The sequence below is a fragment of the Sphingomonas sp. 320_CC genome (genome assembly GCF_059691795.1).
This window is the reverse complement of sequence record NZ_JCAWAE010000002.1, coordinates 757,014-774,666: the sequence shown is the minus strand read 5'-3', so window position 1 is coordinate 774,666 and position 17,653 is coordinate 757,014. Positions and strand designations below refer to the sequence as shown.

The following is a 17,653-nucleotide window of genomic DNA, read 5'->3' as shown; positions in this document are numbered from 1 at the left end:
TTCCCCATTTCTTGCCTGCGTGACGAACGCTGAGTTGGCCCTCGCTCCATGCCCCCGGAGCGGGGGTCTTTCGCGTAGAGCGGCAGGCAAAAAGATCTGCCTGACTCGCTCGAGCGCGGCCGACGGGCGATAGCCCGGTCGACGACATGGGCTTTGCCCGTGGCGCCTTCTGACCTTCTAAAACCGAAGCGTCGGATGCGTGGAAACCGACCCACCCCCTGCCCCTCCCTTTCAGGGATGGGAGACCGTTGCGCTTCAGACGCTTCCTTGTCCCCACCCCCCCGCAACGCTACATCGCGCCGGTGAAGATCGTCTCCTGGAACATCAACTCGGTCCGTTTCCGGATCGCCATCGTCGAACAGTTTCTGCGCGACGAGCAGCCCGACATCCTGTGCCTGCAGGAGACCAAGGTGATCGACGGCGACTTCCCGTTGGCGGCGTTCCGCGCGCTTGGTTACGAGCACATCGTCCTGCACGGCCAGCGCATGCACCACGGCGTCGCGATCCTGAGCCGAGTCCCGATCGTCGAGGACGACCGCTTCGACTGGCAGGCGAACAGCGAGGCGCGCCACATCGGCGTCCGGCTGGAGAACGGCGTACGGCTCGAGAACGTCTACGTCCCCGCCGGCGGCGACGTCCCCAATCGCGAGGTGAACCCCAAGTTCGGGCAGAAGCTCGACTTCATCGAGCGCATGACGACCTGGTCGGAAACCCTCCCCGGCCCCACCATCCTTGTAGGCGACTTCAACATCGCCCCACTCGAATCCGACGTCTGGAGCCACAAGCAGTTGCTCGACGTCGTCAGCCACACCCCCGTGGAGGTCGAGGCGCTGGGCAAGTTGCAGGCGGCCGGCGACTGGGTCGATCTCGGCCGCCATTTCCACCCCGCCCCCGCCCGCCTGTTCACATGGTGGAGCTACCGCGCGAAGGATTGGGCGGCGTCGGACCGTGGCCGCCGGCTCGATCATATGTGGGCGACCGGTGCCGCCGCCGAAGCCGCGGTATCGCACCACGTCTACGAACGCTGCCGAAGCTGGCTCAAGCCGTCCGACCACGTCCCGATCATGACCGAGTTCGCGTTTTGACCAATCCCCGCGCCGCCGCCCGCGCGGTCGATGCGCTCAGGCGCGGCTGGCCGATCGCGATCGACGGGCTAGTGCTGCTCGCGGTCGAGACGGCGGACGCGGATCGTCTGGCGGCGTTCGATCCCGACGCGAATGGCGGCGTCCTGATCTCGTCGGGTCGCGCGGCAACGTTGAAGCTCGCGAACCAGCTCCCGGCCGCGGATTCGACCGAGCCCGTGCTCGTCGATCGCGCCCCCTGGATCGACTTCGCCGCCGCGACCGCGCTGGCCGATCCGCAATTCGACTTGGCCACCCCCCTCAAGGGTCCGTTCCAGACGCTCCCGCTCGCCGATCCGGACGCGGCGGCAGCTGCCTTGCGCCTTGCCCGAATCGCGGGATTGCTGCCGGCGTTCTTCCTCGGCACGGGCGAACCCGAGGTCCGCATCGCCCGCGCAGACATCGACGCGCACGAGGATGCAAACCGACTGACACTCGCGGCACGCGCGCGGCTTCCAGTAGAAGGCGCGGAGGATGCGGAAATCGTAGCGTTCCGCAGCCCCGAAAGCGCGGACGAGCATATCGCGCTGCTGATCGGCCAGCCCAACGGCCAGCCGCCGCTGGTCCGCCTCCACAGCGAGTGCCTGACGGGCGACGTGCTCGGCAGCCTCAAATGCGACTGCGGGCCGCAGTTGCACGCCGCGATCCATGCGATCCAGGATGGCGGCTGGGGTATCCTGCTGTATCTGCGGCAGGAAGGTCGCGGCATCGGCCTGGTCAACAAGCTGCGTGCGTATGCGTTGCAAGACCAGGGCTTCGACACGGTCGACGCGAACACGCGGCTCGGGTTCGCAGTCGATGCGCGCGATTTCGGGGTGGCGGCGCGGATGCTGACGCTGCTCGGCCAACGCGAAATACGGTTGCTGACCAACAACCCCGCCAAGGTCGCCGGGCTCGAAGCGGCGGGCGTGACGGTGATCGAACGCGTGCCGCATTTCCTGCCGTCCAACCCGCACAATGCGCAGTATCTCGCGACCAAGCGCGACCGCACGGGCCACCAGTTCTGACCGAGATACCTCCCTCACGCCGCCTGATCGTGGTGTTCGGCGCGGCCGTTCGTCCCGATGGCAGCCCAAGCCCCACCCTCGCCCGCCGCATCGCGTTCGCAGCGGCGGCGGCGGCGCGATACGTCGATGCGGACCTGTTCTGCTCAGGCGCGAAGGGCACGCACGGGCCATCCGAGGCGTCGGTGATGGGGGATGTGCTGGCCGAGACAGTCGATCGGTCGCGAATCCATCTCGACGAGGCCAGCGTAGACACGTTGCAAAGCGTCGTCGCCGCGACCGCCTTCGCGCGCGCGGGCGAGTATGCGCAGTGCATGATCTGCACCGACGGCTATCATCAGCCGCGCATCCGGATGCTGTTCGCGATGCTCGGCATGCCCGCGAGCGCGATCCACGTGCCGCATGGCGGGAGCCGGCGGTACCAGCTCAAGATGCGGACGCGCGAGGCGGCGGCGATTCCGTATGATCTGGTCGCGGGGATCGGTGCGATCTGGCGACGCAAGCGGGGCTGACTGCCTGCGCGCGCAGGATTGAAATCGACGTATCACGAATCTTCCCCCCTCCCTGGAAGGGAGGGGTCGGGGGTGGGTCGGCTTCCGCATAATCGAACGCTGGTGGCTCAAGCCGCCCTACCCACCCCCATCCCCTCCCTTTCAGGGAGGGGAGCCTGCACCTTTCGGGGCTAGGCCAGAAGACGCGCCACGTCGTCGAAACTCTCCGCCAGCGCATCAACACCGATCGCCTTCAACCGCGCACCATGCTCGGCATTGCAATGCGACCCCGCCGACAAGCCGATAACATAGCCCCCCGAAGCCACCGCCCCAGTCGCCCCCACAGGCGAATCCTCCAGGATCACCGTCCGCGCGATATCGACGCCCAACTGCCGCGCCCCGAACAGATACAGATCAGGTGCCGGCTTGCCGTTCGTCACATGCTCCCGCCCGCTATAGAGATGATCGCCGAACGCATCGCGCAGGCCGATATGCTCCAGATGCCGCGCGATCCACGAAACCGGGCTCGACGAGACGATAGCCTTGGGCAAGTCGGCCGGGAGCGAGCGGACGAACGCCACTGCGCCCTCAATCGCGTCGACGCCGGCCGCCATCACGCGCTCGTCCTCGGCCTTCCGCGCGGCGTAGAAGTCTTCGGTGAGCGGCCTCCCGATCCAGCGCTCGACTGCGTCGATGAACTGCGGCCCGGCGAGCCCCATGAAGTTCGCCATCGAATCTTCGGCGCTGGTCGGGTGCCCCGCAGCGGTCAGCCATTCCGCGATGTGGCGGTTGCCGACGGCTTCGCTGTCGATCAGCACGCCGTCAAAGTCGAACAGCAGCGCGTCGAACCGAACCGGTATGCTCATGCGCCCGTCCCCCGCGCGCCGAACAACGCGCTGCCGATCCGGACATGAGTCGCGCCGATCGTCACCGCGGTCTCGAAATCGTCGGACATGCCCATGCTGAGGCCGGTCAACCCGTGATCGCGCGCGAGTTTGGCCAGCAGCGCGAAATACGGCGCCGGCTCGATGTCCGCAGGCGGCAGGCACATCAGCCCGGCGATCGGCAGGCCGGCGGCGCGCGCCTGTTCTACCAGCGCCGGCAGGTCGGCGATCGCGCAGCCACCCTTTTGCGGCTCGTCGCCGATGTTGACCTGAAGGAAACAGTCCGGCCGACGATCGCTCGCGTCCATCGCCTTCCCCAGCGCGGTGACCAGCGACGGGCGATCGACCGCATGGATGCAGTCGAACAACGCCACCGCCTCGGCCGCCTTGTTCGACTGGAGCTGGCCTATCAGGTGCAGTTCGACGTCGGGATAGGCCTCACGCAACGCCGGCCATTTCTCGGACGCTTCCTGCACGCGGTTCTCGCCGAACACGCGCTGGCCTTCGACGAGCAGCGGTTCGATCGCCTCGACCGGATGCGTCTTGGAGACCGCGATCAGCGTCACGTCGTCCGCGCGGCGATCCGCAATCTCGGCGGCCTTGGCGATCCGGCTGCGGATAGCCTGCAATTTGGTGGTGTCGTCAGCAATCATGCGGCGCGCTATAGGCAGCGGCGTGGCCCGTCGTAACCCCATTCCCGCGCGCTGGCTGATGACCGACGAGCGGATGGGCGACGCCTTGTGGCGTGCGCTCAGGCGGTTGCCGCCCGGATCAGGGGTGGTGTTTCGGCATTATGCCACGGCCGAGCGAGAACGGCGGGTATTGCTGCGGCGGGTCAAGCACGTCGCCCAAGCACGGCGGCTAGTCGTTGTGGTGGGGGGAAAGCCTGTGATCGCGGCCGCCGGCGTGCATGGTCGGGCACAGACTCACGGGATCAGAACCTGGCCAGCGCACTCGAGAAGCGAAGCCTTAGCTGGCAAGCGCGCCGGGGCTGATGCCCTGTTCGTTTCGCCGGTTCATCCCACCCGGTCGCACGACGGCGCGGCGGGGATCGGTCCAGCGCGGGCGATGCGAATCGGAAGAGGACTGGGGATACCAATGATCGCGCTAGGCGGAATGACCGAGTCGCACTGGCGGCGCATCCAGCGTTTCGGCTTTCACGGCTGGGCCGCGATCGATGCCTGGATCCGTTAGGTGCTAAGCGAGAACGAACACCCCGTCGCTTACCCAACCCCCGTCATCCCAGCGAAAGCTGGGATCTCACACTGGGGCCCACGTCACCCGTATCGAAGAATACCCTAGCAAGGTCCCCCGACCGTTCAGAAACTCCAGCAAAGTACCACTTTACTGGACGCTTAGAAGCGGAAGGCGGTGCCCAGATACACGGCTTGGCTGTCACGACGGTCGTCATCGACCTTCACGAAGCGCTCGCGGTCCGACCGATACCGCACGCCAGCCGTCACCGCGAGGCTACGCGTCAACGCGTAGGACCCGCCAAGATCGACCGAATAGCTCGGCGCGTCCTCGACGAGGCGCGGCGCGCTCGACAGCGGGCGATCCGCCGCAGCCTTCACCGTGCCGCTGAAGCGCTTGGCGCTATAGCTCACCGCAAGGTCAGCCGCCTCGCGCCCACCCGGCATCACGCCGAGATCGAGCTTGTTCACGTCACCCGAGATCGCGAACCGCTTCCAGCCGACCGACATGCCGAGGTTGTAGGCGATCGGCGCAATACCGACGGTCGGCGTGGTCGAAGCGAGGCTGGCCGTGTTCGCGACACCGCGGTTGGTCTGCGCACGGACCGCAACGGTCACAGCGCGGTTATCCTGGCGCGTCTCGGCGGGCGTGAACTTGAAGCTGCCGGCGTCGAAGCCACCGCGCGCGAACATCGCGGCAAGGCGGGGGTCGGCGGCGGCCGGGGTAAACGATCCGATACCGCGAACCGCGGCGACGTTATGCTTGGCGATCCGGGCGGGCTGTTCGCTGGCGCCGAAGGCAGGCGCGACGATTGCGGCGGTGGCGACAAGCGCCCCGGCAACCACCCCAACTATTCCCCCACGCGTCATCACAACGAATCTGTCCTTCGAATCCCGTAATCGGATCCTGTTAAACCGCATCTAACATGAATTGATCCACAGCAAAGGCCGCAGAACCGCCCATTCCCACCCTTCGTCGCCGAATTGTCGGACAGTGTTGCAATCAGCACACAGATCGCCGCGATAGCGCTACCGGATCGGTTGCTCTCCCAGTCGACGCAGCCCCCCGCGCATACGCTCGTCGCGCACGCCGGCGTCTGCTTGCGGGCGCGCGGGCTCGCCTGTAGAGCAAGGGCTGATTTTCTTGCCAGGATGATGCCCATGTTCCGCCGCTCGCGTATCGCAGTCGTGCTGTTTGCCCTGCCTCTCGTCGCTTGCGGCGGCGGATCGGCGCGTCCCAAGGCGGATCTCGCCGCGTCGAAGATCACGACGATCGGCGTGAACAGCTATCTATGGCGCGCGAGCCTCGACACGCTCGGCTTCATGCCGTTGCTCCAGACCGATTCCAACGGCGGCGTGATCGTCACCGACTGGTACATCAATCCGCAGACCCCGACCGAGCGCATGAAGGTCACCGTCTCGATCCTCGACCAGGATCTGCGCGCCGATGCGCTGCGCGTTGCGGCCCTCCGCGAAGTCAATCGCAACGGCCAGTGGGTGTCGTCACCGGTCCAGGCCGCGACCACGCAGAAGCTCGAGGACATCATCCTGACCAAGGCCCGCGACCTGCGCCGCGCCTCGATCGCGGGCTGAGGACGACATAATGGCGTCGCGTTTCAATGCGTTGAAGGCGGACGCGGCGTGGCAGAAGGTCTGGGACGAGCGCAAGACGTTCGCCGCGGACGACCTGTCGACCAAGCCGCGCTCGTACGTCCTCGAGATGTTCCCCTATCCGTCGGGGCGCATCCACATGGGGCACGTCCGGAACTACACGATGGGCGACGTGCTCGCGCGGTTCCGTCGGATGAAGGGCATGGAAGTGCTCCATCCGATGGGCTGGGACGCGTTTGGCATGCCCGCCGAAAACGCAGCGATGGAAAAGGGCGTGCATCCGGGCACCTGGACGCGTGCCAACATCGCAACGATGAAGGCGCAGCTGAAGCGCCTGGGCTTCGCGCTCGACTGGACGCGCGAACTGGCGACCTGCGAGCCAGACTATTACGGCCACGAGCAGGCGCTGTTCCTCGACCTGTTCGCGGCGGGGCTCGTGTACCGCAAGGAATCGGCGGTAAACTGGGATCCGGTCGACATGACCGTGCTCGCCAACGAGCAGGTGATCGACGGTCGCGGCTGGCGCTCGGGCGCGCTGGTCGAGCGGCGGAAACTGTCGCAGTGGTTCCTGAAGATCACCGACTTCGCCGACGAACTGGTCGACGGGTTGGGCGCGCTCGAGCACTGGCCCGACAAGGTCAAGCTCATGCAGGAAAACTGGATCGGCCGCAGCCAGGGCCTGCAGTTCAAGTTCGCGCTGGCGGGCAACGCGACGGACATCGGCTCGGTCGAGGTCTTCACCACCCGTCCCGACACGATGTTCGGCTCCAGCTTCGTCGCAGTCGCCGCCGATCACCCGATCGCGCGCGCCATCGCCGAGACGAACCCCGACGCCGCAGCCTTCATCGAACTCTGCAAGCGTGGCGGCACCACCGCGGCCGAACTCGATACACAGGAAAAGCTCGGCTTCGACACCGGCATCCGCGCGGTGCATCCGCTCGACAAGACGTGGCACCTCCCCGTCTACATCGCGAACTTCGTGCTGATGGAATACGGCACCGGCGCTGTGTTCGGCGTCCCCGCGCATGACCAGCGCGATCTCGATTTCGCGCGCAAATACGACCTACCCGTCAAGCGCGTCGTCAGCGAAGGCGATGACGAAGCCCCCGTGTTCGTCGGCGACACCGCCTGGACCGGCGCCGGCACTATCGTGAACTCGCACTTCCTCGATGGGCTCGACATTGAGGACGCCAAGCGCGTCGTGATCGAACGCGCCGAGGGCGAAGGCTGGGGCAAGGGCACGACCGTGTTCCGCCTGCGCGACTGGGGCGTCAGCCGCCAGCGTTACTGGGGCACACCGATCCCGATCATCCACTGCGACGCATGCGGCGCAGTGCCGGTGCCCAAGGACCAGCTGCCGATCGTGCTGCCCGAGGACGTCAGCTTCGACATCCCCGGCAACCCGCTCGATCGCCATCCGACCTGGAAGCACGTCCCCTGCCCGTCCTGCGGTGCGAACGCGCGGCGCGAGACCGATACGCTCGACACGTTCGTCGATTCGTCGTGGTATTTCATCCGCTTCGCCAGCCAGCCGGACGCGAAACCGTTCGACCGGACGGGCGCGGAGAAGTGGCTGCCGGTCAACCAGTATATCGGCGGCGTCGAGCACGCGATCCTGCATCTGCTCTACGCGCGGTTCTGGACGCGCGCGCTGAAGCACATTGGCATGCTCGACATCGCCGAGCCGTTCGCCGGGCTGTTCACCCAAGGTATGGTCACGCACGAGACGTATAGCCGAGGCGACGCCGGCGACGCGCAGCCGGAGACCGACACCGACGACGACGATTCGAGCGACGCGCCGGTGAAGACGAAGTGGCTGTCTCCCGACGAAGTCCGCAAGACCGATGCGGGGTATATCGAGATCGCGACCGGAGGCCCCGTCACGGTCGGTCGTGTGACGAAGATGTCGAAGTCGAAGAAGAACACCGTCGATCCCGAGCCGATCGTCGACCAGTATGGCGCCGACGCGGTGCGCTGGTTCGTGCTCTCCGACTCGCCGCCCGAACGCGATCTACCTTGGAGCGAGTCCGGCATCGAAGGCGCGTGGCGGTTCGTCCAGCGTCTCTGGCGCCTGATCGAGTCCGACGACGCAGCCAAGGCCGAGGGCGACGACATCGCCTTGCGCAAACTCTGCCACCGCACGACCGTCGGTATCGAGAGCGATATCAACGCCTTGCAGTTCAACAAGGCGGTCGCACGACTCTATTCCCTATGCAGCGCGATCGAGAAGGCGGCGCCCTCCGCAGACCGCGAACAGGCGATCCGCACGCTGCTGCTGCTCGTCAGCCCGATGGTTCCGCACGTCGCCGAAGAAGCCTGGGCGACTGCGGGCAATGACGGCCTGATCGCCGACGCCGCCTGGCCGATCGTCGATCCGGCGATGCTGGTCGACGACGAGGTGACCATTGCGGTGCAGGTCAACGGCAAGCTCCGCGACACGCTCGTCTTCCCCAAGGGCGCGCCGAAGGACGAGGTCGAAGCCGCCGCGCTCGCCTCCGAAAAGATCGTCCGCCTGCTCGAGGGCAAGCCGCCCCGGAAAGTGATCGTCGTGCCCGACCGTCTCGTGAACATCGTCGCATGAAGCGCCTAGCGATCCTTAGCGCACTCGTGCTGGCCCCCGCACTGTCCGGCTGCGGCCTGCACCCGCTCTATGCCGGCGGCAGCAGCGGTCCGGTCGCGGGTGCGCTCGGCCAGGTTGAGATCGCGCCGATCGCGGGCAAGAACGGCTGGCTCATGGCCACCGCGCTGCGCGATCGCCTGCCCTCGAACGGCGCACCGGCGCTCTACCGGATCGACATCCGCCTCGACGACACGATCAGCGGCCTCGGCGTGCGCACCGACGACAGTGTCTCGCGCGAACGCCGCACGTTGCGCGCACGCTATCAACTCGTCCGGATCGGCGACAATTCGGTGCTGCTCGACGCGACCGCGGGCTCCGACGCGGGCATCGACGTCGTCCGCTCGGAATATGCAACGATCGCCGCCGAGAACACCGCGCTCGAACGCCTGTCGCAGATCGTCGCCGACCAGATCGTCGCGCGTGTCGCCCTGTATGCGCGCAACACGCCTGCGGTCGCCGCGGCGCAGGCCACCACGCCCGCAAAGTGAAGGCCAGCGCCGGCCAGATCCGCGGTGCGCTGGCCAAACCGGGCGGTGACATCCGCCTGTACCTGCTCCACGGCCCCGACGAGGCCGGCGCAAGCGACCTCGCCCGCGTGCTGGCAAAGGCGATGGGCGCGGACGCCGAACGCGTCGATCTCGACGGCTCGACGCTCAAGAGCGACCCCGGCCGGCTGACCGACGAAGCCGCGTCGCTGTCGCTGTTTGCAGGCGCAAGGTTCGTCCGCGTCGCGTCGGCCGGCGAGGAAAGCCTCGAAGCCTTCACCAACCTCTTGGCGGCCGAACGCGTCGGCAACCCCGTCGTCGCGATCGCTCCGACCGTCAAATCCAACGCCAAAATCGTCAAGCTCGCGATCGACTCCCCACGCGCGTTGGCGTTCGCCTGCTACGCCCCGACCGCGCAGGACGCCGAGCGCCTTGCGACGACGATCGCCAACGAGAACGGCCTCCGCCCCGCCCCCGGCGTCGCCCGCCGCCTGGTCGATACGACCGGAGGCGACCGCGCCGTCATTTCGCGCGAGATCGAGAAGCTCGCACTCTACCTCGACGCCGCGCCCGATCGGCCTGCGGACCTCGATCACCACGCACTCGATGCGGTCGGCGCAGACCTCGGCGATGCGGAAATGAGCCGTGCGATCAATGCCGTCATCGAAGGCCGGGTCGACGATCTCGGTGCCGAACTCGCCGTGCTCGAAGAAGCGGGCACGTCGCCGATCCCCTGGCTCCGCCAACTCGTCCGCCGCCTGATCGCTCTCGCCGACATGCGTGGCGAAATCGACCGCGGCGAAGCAGTCGACGCAGTGATGAAACGCCACAGGGTGTTCTTCAAGGAAGAGGCCAGCACCGCGCGGTCCTTGCGCCGCTGGTCACCGGTAATGCTCGCCACCGCAATCCAGCGCGTCCGGACCGCCGAGCGCGCGATCATGGCGTCGGGGAATGCTGGCGGTGTGGTGGCGGAGGCAGCGGTGGTGGCGCTATCGCAAGCGATCGCACGGCGGAACTAACGCATCTGCCCCCTCCCCGTTCGTGCTGAGTAGAGACCGAGTAGCTCCGTCAGGAGCGTATCGAGGGCTCGTATCGAAGCATGGGTTCCGCGCGCCAACCCGTCCTTCGATACGCCATCTCGATACGCGGCGATGCCGCTACTCGACGGCTACTCAGGACGAACGGGGTTGAGATCCGTCGCCACTCAGATCGCCCCACCCGTCAACCGCTGACACACCATATCTAGCTGGTCCAACGTCGAGTAACTCAACGTCAACGTCCCCCCAGTCTCGGTATGCGCCACCCGCACCTGCAACCCCAGCAGATCCGCCAACTGCCGCTCCAACGCAGCGATATCCGCATCCGGCACCCGAGGCTCGGACGAACCACCACCGCCGCCACGGTTCCGCCCAGGCTTCGCATCGCGCGCCAGCTTCTCGGTCTCGCGCACCGACAGCCCCCGCGAGACGACCTGGTCCGCCAGCGACTCCACATCGGGCGACCCCAGCAACGCCCTAGCATGCCCCATCGACAGCGATCCATCGACCACCTGCGACTGCACCTGCGCAGGCAGCTCCAGCAGCCGCAGCAGGTTCGCTACATGACTGCGCGACTTGTGGACGATCTTGGCGAGCACCTCCTGCGTGTGGCCATACTCGCCCGCCAACCGCTGATACGCTTGAGCCTCTTCGATCGCGTTGAGATCCTCGCGCTGGATGTTCTCGATCAGCGCGATCTCGAGCGTCTCGGCATCGTCGAAGTCGCGGACGACGACCGGCACCTCGTGTAGCCGTGCGCGCTGGGCGGCCCGCCAACGCCGCTCGCCCGCGACGATCTGATAGTCATGCCCATGCGGCCGCACCACGATCGGCTGGATCAATCCGCGCGACGCGATCGACGCGGCCAACTCGTCGAGCATCGCCTCGTCGAAATGCCGCCGCGGCTGATCGGGATGCGGCGACAGCGAACTGACCGGCAGCATCCGCACACCCGACGATTGCTGCGCCGCGCCATCGGCCGACACCGGCGTCTCTCGCGCCATCTCGCCGAGCAGCGCGTTGAGACCCCTGCCCAACCCCGGGCGACCACGTTTGTTACCGTCGCTCATGCCGCAACCTGCGCAGTTGCCGGAAGCCGCCCGATAAGTTCGCGGGCGAGCGCTATATACGCCTGCGACCCCGAACACCGATGGTCGTAGATCAGGGCCGGCAATCCGTGGCTCGGCGCCTCGGACAGCCGCACGTTGCGCGGGATCACCGTCTCGAACACCACTTTGCCGAGAACCGCGCGAACGTCCGCCGAGACCTGATCCGTTAGCCGGTTCCGCCGATCGAACATCGTCAGCGCAACCCCAAGGATCGACAGCCCAGGATTGAACCGCTGGCGGATCCGCTCGACCGTACTCAACAACTGCGACAACCCCTCAAGCGCGAAAAACTCGCATTGCAGCGGCACGAGCAGCGAGTCGGCCGCGACCATCGCATTGATCGTCAGCAGCCCCAGCGACGGCGGGCAATCGATCAGCGCGATATCCCACGGCCCCTGAGCCGCCTTCACCGCGCGATCGAGCCGGTGCGTGCGCGCGTCGAAATCGACCAGCTCGATCTCCGCGCCCGACAGGTCTACCGTCGCCGGGACGATATCGAGCCGTGGTACGCGCGTATGCACCACCGCATCCTCGATCGACGTCTCGCCGACCAACACGTCGTAGCTCGACCTCTCACGCTGCGAATGCCCGATGCCCAGCCCGGTCGACGCGTTGCCCTGCGGATCGAGATCGACCAGCAGCACGCGCATCCCCGTTGCCGCGAGCGCGGTCGCGAGGTTGATGGCGCTGGTGGTCTTGCCCACCCCGCCCTTTTGATTGGCGACCGCGATGGTGATCATCGCGCGCTTACCCGATCCAGAACCACGATCGACGACTCCGGGTTCGTGACGCTTTGTTCCACGTGGAACATAAACCGCCAATGCTGCTTGAGCGCGGCCAGCTCCTCCTCGTCGAAACGCCCCCGAGGAAGCAACCACCGCGTCTCCGTTGTGGCGCAGTGCGCCGCGCCACGCAAAAGGTTTTGCAACGACGCGACCGCCCGAGCGGAAATGATCGACGCGTCAGCAGTCGCATTCTCGACTTTCGAGGCGTGAACGCGGACCTGTTCTCCGAGCCCGAGCCGAGCGACACACAGCTGGAGGAAGTCCGCGCGCCGGCGCCGGGGCTCCACCAGATCGACCGGCCCCTCGCGAACCAGCGCGACGACCATACCGGGAAACCCCCCGCCGGTGCCGATATCGAGCCAACGCTTCGCCGACGTATCCGCCCCCGCAAGCGCAACCAACTGGAGCGAATCCACAACGTGCCGATCCCAGATCGTCGGGATCGTCGACGGCGCGATTAGATTCTGATGCGGCGCTTCCTCGACGACCATCGCCACGAACGCGTTCAAGCGCTCGGTCGCTGCCGCCCCGAACCGCTCGATCGTCCAGCTCTGTGCATCGTCTTCGGTCATGCTGGCACTCGTTTCGTATGCAATAATACCGCGGACAACGCCGCCGGGGTGATCCCTCGCACTCGCGCCGCCGCCGCCAGCGAGGTCGGCCGCGCAGCGCTCAGGCGATCGATCATCTCGTTCGACAGCCCAGGCACGCGGTCATAGGCAAGGTCCTCCGGCAAACGGATCGCCTCGTCGGCCCGCAACCGCGCGACCTCCTGCGCCTGCCGCTCGATATACGGAGCGTAGCGCGCGTCCTCTAACACTTCGTCAACGACCGCCGCCGGGATGCCCGTCGCCGCGTCCGGCGCGACATGCGCGAGCGTTACCCCCTCGAACCGAAGCCAGTCGAACGCAGTCCGCCGCGCACCATCCCGACCGATCGCAACACCCTGATCGGCAACCTCGGTTGCCGTCCGCTCGCAGTCGAGTGCCGAGCGGAGACGAGCACGATCCTCGGCCAGCGCATGCTGATGCGTCAACCGCTCAGGTCCAAGACACCCAGCCGCCTCCGCAATCCCACCCAGCCGCGTTTCGGCATTATCCGCGCGCAACGACAACCGGAACTCCGCCCGCGCCGTCAGCATCCGATACGGCTCGGTCACGCCTTGCAGCGTGAGGTCGTCGATCATCACCCCAAGATAGCTTGACGCGCGATCGAGGATCACCGGCGCTAGGTCGCATGCGTACGCCGCGGCATTCAGCCCGGCAACGAGCCCCTGCCCGGCCGCTTCCTCATACCCCGTCGTGCCATTGATCTGCCCCGCGCAGAACACGCCCTCGATAGCACCGAGCGCAAGCCGCGTATCAAGCGCTCGCGGATCGATATAATCATACTCGACCGCGTAACCCGGCATCGTCATCGTCACGCGCTCGAGCCCCGGAATGCTGGCCAACATCGCCGCCTGGACCTCGACCGGCAGCGACGTCGATAGCCCATTGGGATAGACCGTCGCATCGTCGAGCCCCTCGGGTTCGAGAAAAACCTGGTGCCCGTCACGGTCGCCGAACCGATGCACCTTGTCCTCGATCGACGGACAGTAACGCGGCCCCGCCGCCTCGATCGCACCGGTGAACAGCGGCGACCGGTGGAACGCCTCGCGGATGATCGCATGAGTCCGATCAGTCGTCCGCGTGATGGCGCACGCGATCTGCGGAAGCGGCCGCGAACTAGTCATTGGCGACATCGTCCACGGATCGAGGTCCGACGGCTGTTCGGCGAGTGCGCCCCAGTCGATCGTGCGACCATCGAGACGGGGTGGTGTCCCGGTCTTGAGCCGCGCCATCGGCAGGTCCCGCGCGCGCAACTGGTCCGCAAGTGGCTTGGCCGCCCGCTCGCCAATCCGCCCCCCTTCCTCGCGATCGTCACCCCGGAAGATCCGTCCGCCCAGGAACGTGCCGGTCGCCAACACGACCGCTCGCGCCGCCACGATCGCGCCATCCGCCAGCACGACACCCGCCACGCGATCGCCGTCGAAATGCAACGCCGTCACCTCGCCCTCGACGATCGACAGCCCTTCCGTGGCCGCAAGCATCGCCTGGATCGCACCGGAATAGAGACGCCGATCGGCCTGGATCCGAGGCCCCTGCACCGCCGAACCCTTGCTCCGATTGAGCATCCGATAATGGATCGCAGCCGCATCGGCAGCACGACCGATCAGCCCGTCGAACGCATCGACCTCGCGAACCATGTGCCCCTTGCCGAGCCCACCGATCGCCGGATTGCACGACATCGCGCCAATATGCGCAGCGTCGAACGACACGAGCGCGGTACGCGCGCCCCTCCGCGCCGCCGCGGCTGCGGCTTCGGTTCCGGCATGGCCACCGCCAACCACCACTACATCGAACATGTCACGGCCGTAGAACGCCGCGACCGACGCGTCAAAGATGTTCCACGTGGAACATCACTTGCCGATGCAAAAACGTCCGAACAGCGCATCAAGCATTTCCCCGGTCGCATCGAGCCCAAGTACGCCGGCAAGAATCGCGCGAGCCTGTCGAAGGTGTTCCGCGACGATAAGCGCATCCGAGCTTCGATACCGAAGAGCCTCGACCGCCGCAGCACACTGCCGACGCTGATGCTGCCTCAATGTGATCTCATCACCACGCGGCAGCATCGCAATCGCTCGCCGATGCAGTTCATCCCACAGTGAATCGAGCGATCCCAGGTCGTTTTGCGAGACCGACAATGTCCGGCCAGACGGCAACTCTCCCCGTCCCGGCAGATCGGCGCGCGCATGAATCCAGATCGCATCGGCGCGGGGCGGCGCGGTATCGGCCAGCCACATCACGATGTCCGCCGCAGCGAGCGCACCTTCCGCCCGCGTGACACCGATCGCCTCGATCGGGTCGAGCGTGTCGATCAAGCCCGCGGTGTCGGTCAGCACATAGGCGACACCGTTCCGCGTAACTGGCACGTCGATACGGTCACGCGTCGTTCCCGAGATGGGCGAGACGATCGCCGCGTCCCGCTCGCCGAGCAGGTTGAGCAACGTCGACTTGCCGCTATTCGGCGGACCGCCGATGACCACGCGCAGCCCGTCCTTGAGCCGCTCGACCGGCGGGGCGTCGACCACCGCCTCGATCTGCGCGGCGAGCGTATCGATCTCCGAGACGATCGCGTCGAACGCCGCGGTATCGCTCGCGACGTCGTCCTCGTCGGCGAAGTCGAGCATCGCCTCGATCCGCGCAGACAGCATCGCGACCGAGTCCATCCAGCCGCGGACGGCCCGGCTCACCTGCCCCTCCGCCGCCGTCATCGCCGCGACACGCTGGCTCTCCGTCTCGGCTTCGAGAAGGTCGGCGAGCCCCTCCGCCTCGGTCAGGTCGATGCGGCCATTGGTCAACGCACGACGCGTGAACTCGCCGGGTTCGGCATGACGTAGGCCGGGCATAACCGACAACGCACGCTCGACCGCCGCGATCACTGCGCGACCACCGTGGCAATGAAACTCTACCAGGTCTTCGCCGGTCGCCGTCGCGGGTCCCGGAAACACGATGACCAGCGCGCGGTCTAGCAACGCCCCATCGGTGTCCCGCAGTCCCCGGAGGCTGGCATGGCGCGGCACCGGCAATGGTCCCGCGAGCGCCTCGGCCGCGGCAAACGCCTGAGGCCCGCTCACCCGAACAACGGCGATCGCCGCTGGCGGCCGTCCGCTCGATACCGCGAAAATCGTCTTCACGTGAAACTCAGCCGCTTTTCGTCGCGCTGTCGAACAGGCGCTTCCACATCGCCATCCCCGCCTCGCCCATCGGCTGCCAACCACGCATCATCGACTCGAGCATTTCCGGCTTCATCTGGCCGTCCGGGATCGCCTCCATCATCATCGCGATATAGCGGTCGTGGATCGGCGTCAGGTCGGGCAGCCCGACCGCGCGGCGCGCTTCCTCGGGCGTGCATTCGATCTCGATATTCATCTTCATGTGACGCACCCTCGATGACGCTTGAGCGGTCCATCGCGGCGCTGCATAGCGGGGGAATGTATGCGCGCGATGCCGCCTCGATCGCAACGCCTATCGGTCTGGTCCGCGTGACCGGCGCCGGGGACCGGATCGACGCGATCGATATCGGCGTGGAGGATGGTTCGACCAGCGACGCCCCCGCGATCCTGGAAGCACTCCGCCAGATCGACGCGTATTTCGCCGGACGGCTGACCGTGTTCGATCTGCCCCTCGCGCTCTCCCCTACCCCGCGCGGTGCCGACCTTCGCCAGGCGATCGTTGACATCGCCTACGGCACCACGGCCAGCTACGGCGCGCTTGCCAAGGCGATCGGCTCAAGCCCGCGCGCGATCGGCCAGGCGTGCGCACGCAATCCTTTTCCGATCATCGTCCCCTGCCACCGAATCCTTGGAGCCTGCGGAGCGCTTGGTGCGTACTCCGCGGGGGAAGGCCCGATCACCAAATCCCGGCTGCTCGACCATGAGCGGCCGCCAGGAGGACTGTTATGACGAACACTACCAAGATCGCCGCACTCGCGGGCGATGGCGAATTCACCGCGTATCGCGCGACTCCGGCAGGCACGCCGAAAGCGGCGATCGTCGTGATCCAGGAGATCTTCGGCGTGAACGCCGGCATTCGCCGCAAGTGCGATACGCTCGCCGAGGCCGGCTATCTCGCGATCGCCCCCGACCTGTTCTGGCGGCTCGAGCCTGGCATCGAACTCGATCCGGACATCAAGCCCGAGTTCGATCGTGCGCTCGAACTGATGGGCCAGTTCGACCAGGACAAGGGTATCGCCGATATCGAGGCGAGCATCCGCGCCGTCCGCAGCGAACTCGGTGCCAATGATTCTGGGAACGCCAAGGTCGGCGTGGTCGGCTACTGCCTCGGCGGGCGCCTGGCGTTCATGACCGCGGCACGGACCGACGTAGATGCGAGCGTCGGCTATTACGGCGTCGGGATCGACGGCCTGCTCGGCGAAAAGCACGCGATCGCACACCCGGTGCTGCTGCACGTGCCGGAGGAGGATCACTTCGTCGACAAGGACGCGCAGGCGGCGATGCACGCGGGTCTCGACGATCACCCCAAGGTGACGATCTACGATTACGCAGGCGAGGACCACGGCTTCGCGACCGAGTTCGGCGAGCGCCGCTCGGATGCGTCGGCCAAGCTGGCGGACGAGCGAACGGCAAAGTTCTTCGCGGAGAATTTAGGCTAACCACGCCCTCCCCGTCCCCCTGTTTCGGGGTGACGGGGTGCTGACGACAGACATGAAAAAAGGCCTCGCCGGACGATCCCGGCGAGGCCTTTTTCTTAT

General features: G+C 66.6%; 19 protein-coding genes. 10 read left to right on the top strand and 9 right to left on the bottom strand.

What is annotated here, in order from left to right; translation table 11 throughout:
- Positions 1–302: 302 nt before the first annotated feature.
- The 3 genes from AC59GX_RS10610 to AC59GX_RS10600 are packed head-to-tail and all read left to right on the top strand — an operon-like array spanning position 303 to position 2,637.
- The gene (locus tag AC59GX_RS10610) at positions 303–1,085 is read left to right on the top strand and encodes an exodeoxyribonuclease III (RefSeq protein WP_426283047.1); all 783 of its coding nucleotides are present in this window, start codon (positions 303–305) and stop codon (positions 1,083–1,085) included.
- Positions 1,082–2,128: a GTP cyclohydrolase II gene (gene ribA, locus AC59GX_RS10605; RefSeq protein ID WP_426283048.1), complete on the top strand. Its 1,047-nt coding sequence runs from the start codon at positions 1,082–1,084 to the stop codon at positions 2,126–2,128. The genes AC59GX_RS10610 and ribA overlap by 4 nt, the downstream gene beginning before the upstream one ends.
- Positions 2,129–2,160: 32 nt before the next feature.
- Complete coding sequence (locus tag AC59GX_RS10600; protein WP_497301658.1) at positions 2,161–2,637, top strand: YdcF family protein; 477 nt, start codon at positions 2,161–2,163, stop codon at positions 2,635–2,637.
- A 170-nt stretch (positions 2,638–2,807) separates the two neighbouring features.
- Here the strand turns inward: AC59GX_RS10600 and AC59GX_RS10595 are convergent, their stop codons facing one another.
- Both AC59GX_RS10595 and AC59GX_RS10590 read right to left on the bottom strand, forming a co-directional pair.
- Complete coding sequence (locus AC59GX_RS10595; RefSeq protein WP_426283050.1) at positions 2,808–3,482, bottom strand: HAD family hydrolase; 675 nt, start codon at positions 3,480–3,482, stop codon at positions 2,808–2,810.
- Positions 3,479–4,153, bottom strand: coding sequence for a YggS family pyridoxal phosphate-dependent enzyme (locus AC59GX_RS10590; protein ID WP_426283051.1), 675 nt, complete (start codon positions 4,151–4,153; stop codon positions 3,479–3,481). Before AC59GX_RS10590 ends, AC59GX_RS10595 begins: the two co-directional genes overlap by 4 nt.
- 22 nt (positions 4,154–4,175) lie before the next feature.
- Between AC59GX_RS10590 and AC59GX_RS10585 the strand changes: the two genes are divergently transcribed.
- Positions 4,176–4,694: a thiamine phosphate synthase gene (locus tag AC59GX_RS10585; RefSeq protein WP_426283052.1), complete on the top strand. Its 519-nt coding sequence runs from the start codon at positions 4,176–4,178 to the stop codon at positions 4,692–4,694.
- Positions 4,695–4,855: 161 nt separating this feature from the next.
- Here the strand turns inward: AC59GX_RS10585 and AC59GX_RS10580 are convergent, their stop codons facing one another.
- A complete protein-coding gene (locus AC59GX_RS10580) occupies positions 4,856–5,563 on the bottom strand; it encodes a hypothetical protein (protein ID WP_192976718.1) in 708 nt (235 codons plus the stop codon).
- A 291-nt stretch (positions 5,564–5,854) separates the two neighbouring features.
- Between AC59GX_RS10580 and AC59GX_RS10575 the strand changes: the two genes are divergently transcribed.
- Genes AC59GX_RS10575 through holA form a run of 4 tightly spaced genes read left to right on the top strand, consistent with a single transcriptional unit; the run spans position 5,855 to position 10,428 of the window.
- The gene (locus tag AC59GX_RS10575) at positions 5,855–6,286 is read left to right on the top strand and encodes a DUF3576 domain-containing protein (RefSeq protein WP_056053843.1); all 432 of its coding nucleotides are present in this window, start codon (positions 5,855–5,857) and stop codon (positions 6,284–6,286) included.
- A 10-nt stretch (positions 6,287–6,296) separates the two neighbouring features.
- Entirely contained in the window at positions 6,297–8,885 is a 2,589-nt protein-coding gene (leuS, locus tag AC59GX_RS10570) for a leucine--tRNA ligase (RefSeq protein ID WP_426283053.1), read from the top strand.
- A complete protein-coding gene (gene lptE / locus AC59GX_RS10565) occupies positions 8,882–9,412 on the top strand; it encodes an LPS assembly lipoprotein LptE (RefSeq protein ID WP_426283054.1) in 531 nt (176 codons plus the stop codon). The genes leuS and lptE overlap by 4 nt, the downstream gene beginning before the upstream one ends.
- Positions 9,409–10,428 carry a DNA polymerase III subunit delta gene (gene holA / locus AC59GX_RS10560; protein ID WP_426283055.1) on the top strand — a complete coding sequence of 340 codons (1,020 nt, stop codon included), beginning with the start codon at positions 9,409–9,411 and terminating at the stop codon, positions 10,426–10,428. The genes lptE and holA overlap by 4 nt, the downstream gene beginning before the upstream one ends.
- A gap of 185 nt (positions 10,429–10,613) precedes the next feature.
- On the opposite strand, the gene AC59GX_RS10555 is transcribed toward holA, so the two are convergent.
- The 6 genes from AC59GX_RS10555 to AC59GX_RS10530 are packed head-to-tail and all read right to left on the bottom strand — an operon-like array spanning position 10,614 to position 16,317.
- A complete protein-coding gene (locus AC59GX_RS10555) occupies positions 10,614–11,516 on the bottom strand; it encodes a ParB/RepB/Spo0J family partition protein (protein WP_426283056.1) in 903 nt (300 codons plus the stop codon).
- Positions 11,513–12,295, bottom strand: a complete 783-nt coding sequence (locus AC59GX_RS10550) for a ParA family protein (RefSeq protein ID WP_056064325.1) — start codon at positions 12,293–12,295, stop codon at positions 11,513–11,515. The genes AC59GX_RS10555 and AC59GX_RS10550 overlap by 4 nt, the downstream gene beginning before the upstream one ends.
- A complete protein-coding gene (gene rsmG / locus AC59GX_RS10545) occupies positions 12,292–12,912 on the bottom strand; it encodes a 16S rRNA (guanine(527)-N(7))-methyltransferase RsmG (RefSeq protein WP_426283057.1) in 621 nt (206 codons plus the stop codon). The genes AC59GX_RS10550 and rsmG overlap by 4 nt, the downstream gene beginning before the upstream one ends.
- Positions 12,909–14,744: a tRNA uridine-5-carboxymethylaminomethyl(34) synthesis enzyme MnmG gene (gene mnmG / locus AC59GX_RS10540; RefSeq protein WP_426283058.1), complete on the bottom strand. Its 1,836-nt coding sequence runs from the start codon at positions 14,742–14,744 to the stop codon at positions 12,909–12,911. Before mnmG ends, rsmG begins: the two co-directional genes overlap by 4 nt.
- 54 nt (positions 14,745–14,798) lie before the next feature.
- Positions 14,799–16,076, bottom strand: coding sequence for a tRNA uridine-5-carboxymethylaminomethyl(34) synthesis GTPase MnmE (gene mnmE / locus AC59GX_RS10535; protein ID WP_426283060.1), 1,278 nt, complete (start codon positions 16,074–16,076; stop codon positions 14,799–14,801).
- Between the two features lie 7 nt (positions 16,077–16,083).
- Positions 16,084–16,317, bottom strand: coding sequence for a DUF6489 family protein (locus AC59GX_RS10530; protein WP_056053820.1), 234 nt, complete (start codon positions 16,315–16,317; stop codon positions 16,084–16,086).
- A gap of 14 nt (positions 16,318–16,331) precedes the next feature.
- Between AC59GX_RS10530 and AC59GX_RS10525 the strand changes: the two genes are divergently transcribed.
- A complete protein-coding gene (locus AC59GX_RS10525; RefSeq protein WP_426283061.1) occupies positions 16,332–16,844 on the top strand; it encodes a methylated-DNA--[protein]-cysteine S-methyltransferase in 513 nt (170 codons plus the stop codon).
- Positions 16,841–17,554, top strand: a complete 714-nt coding sequence (locus tag AC59GX_RS10520) for a dienelactone hydrolase family protein (RefSeq protein ID WP_426283062.1) — start codon at positions 16,841–16,843, stop codon at positions 17,552–17,554. Before AC59GX_RS10525 ends, AC59GX_RS10520 begins: the two co-directional genes overlap by 4 nt.
- Positions 17,555–17,653: the final 99 nt, after the last annotated feature.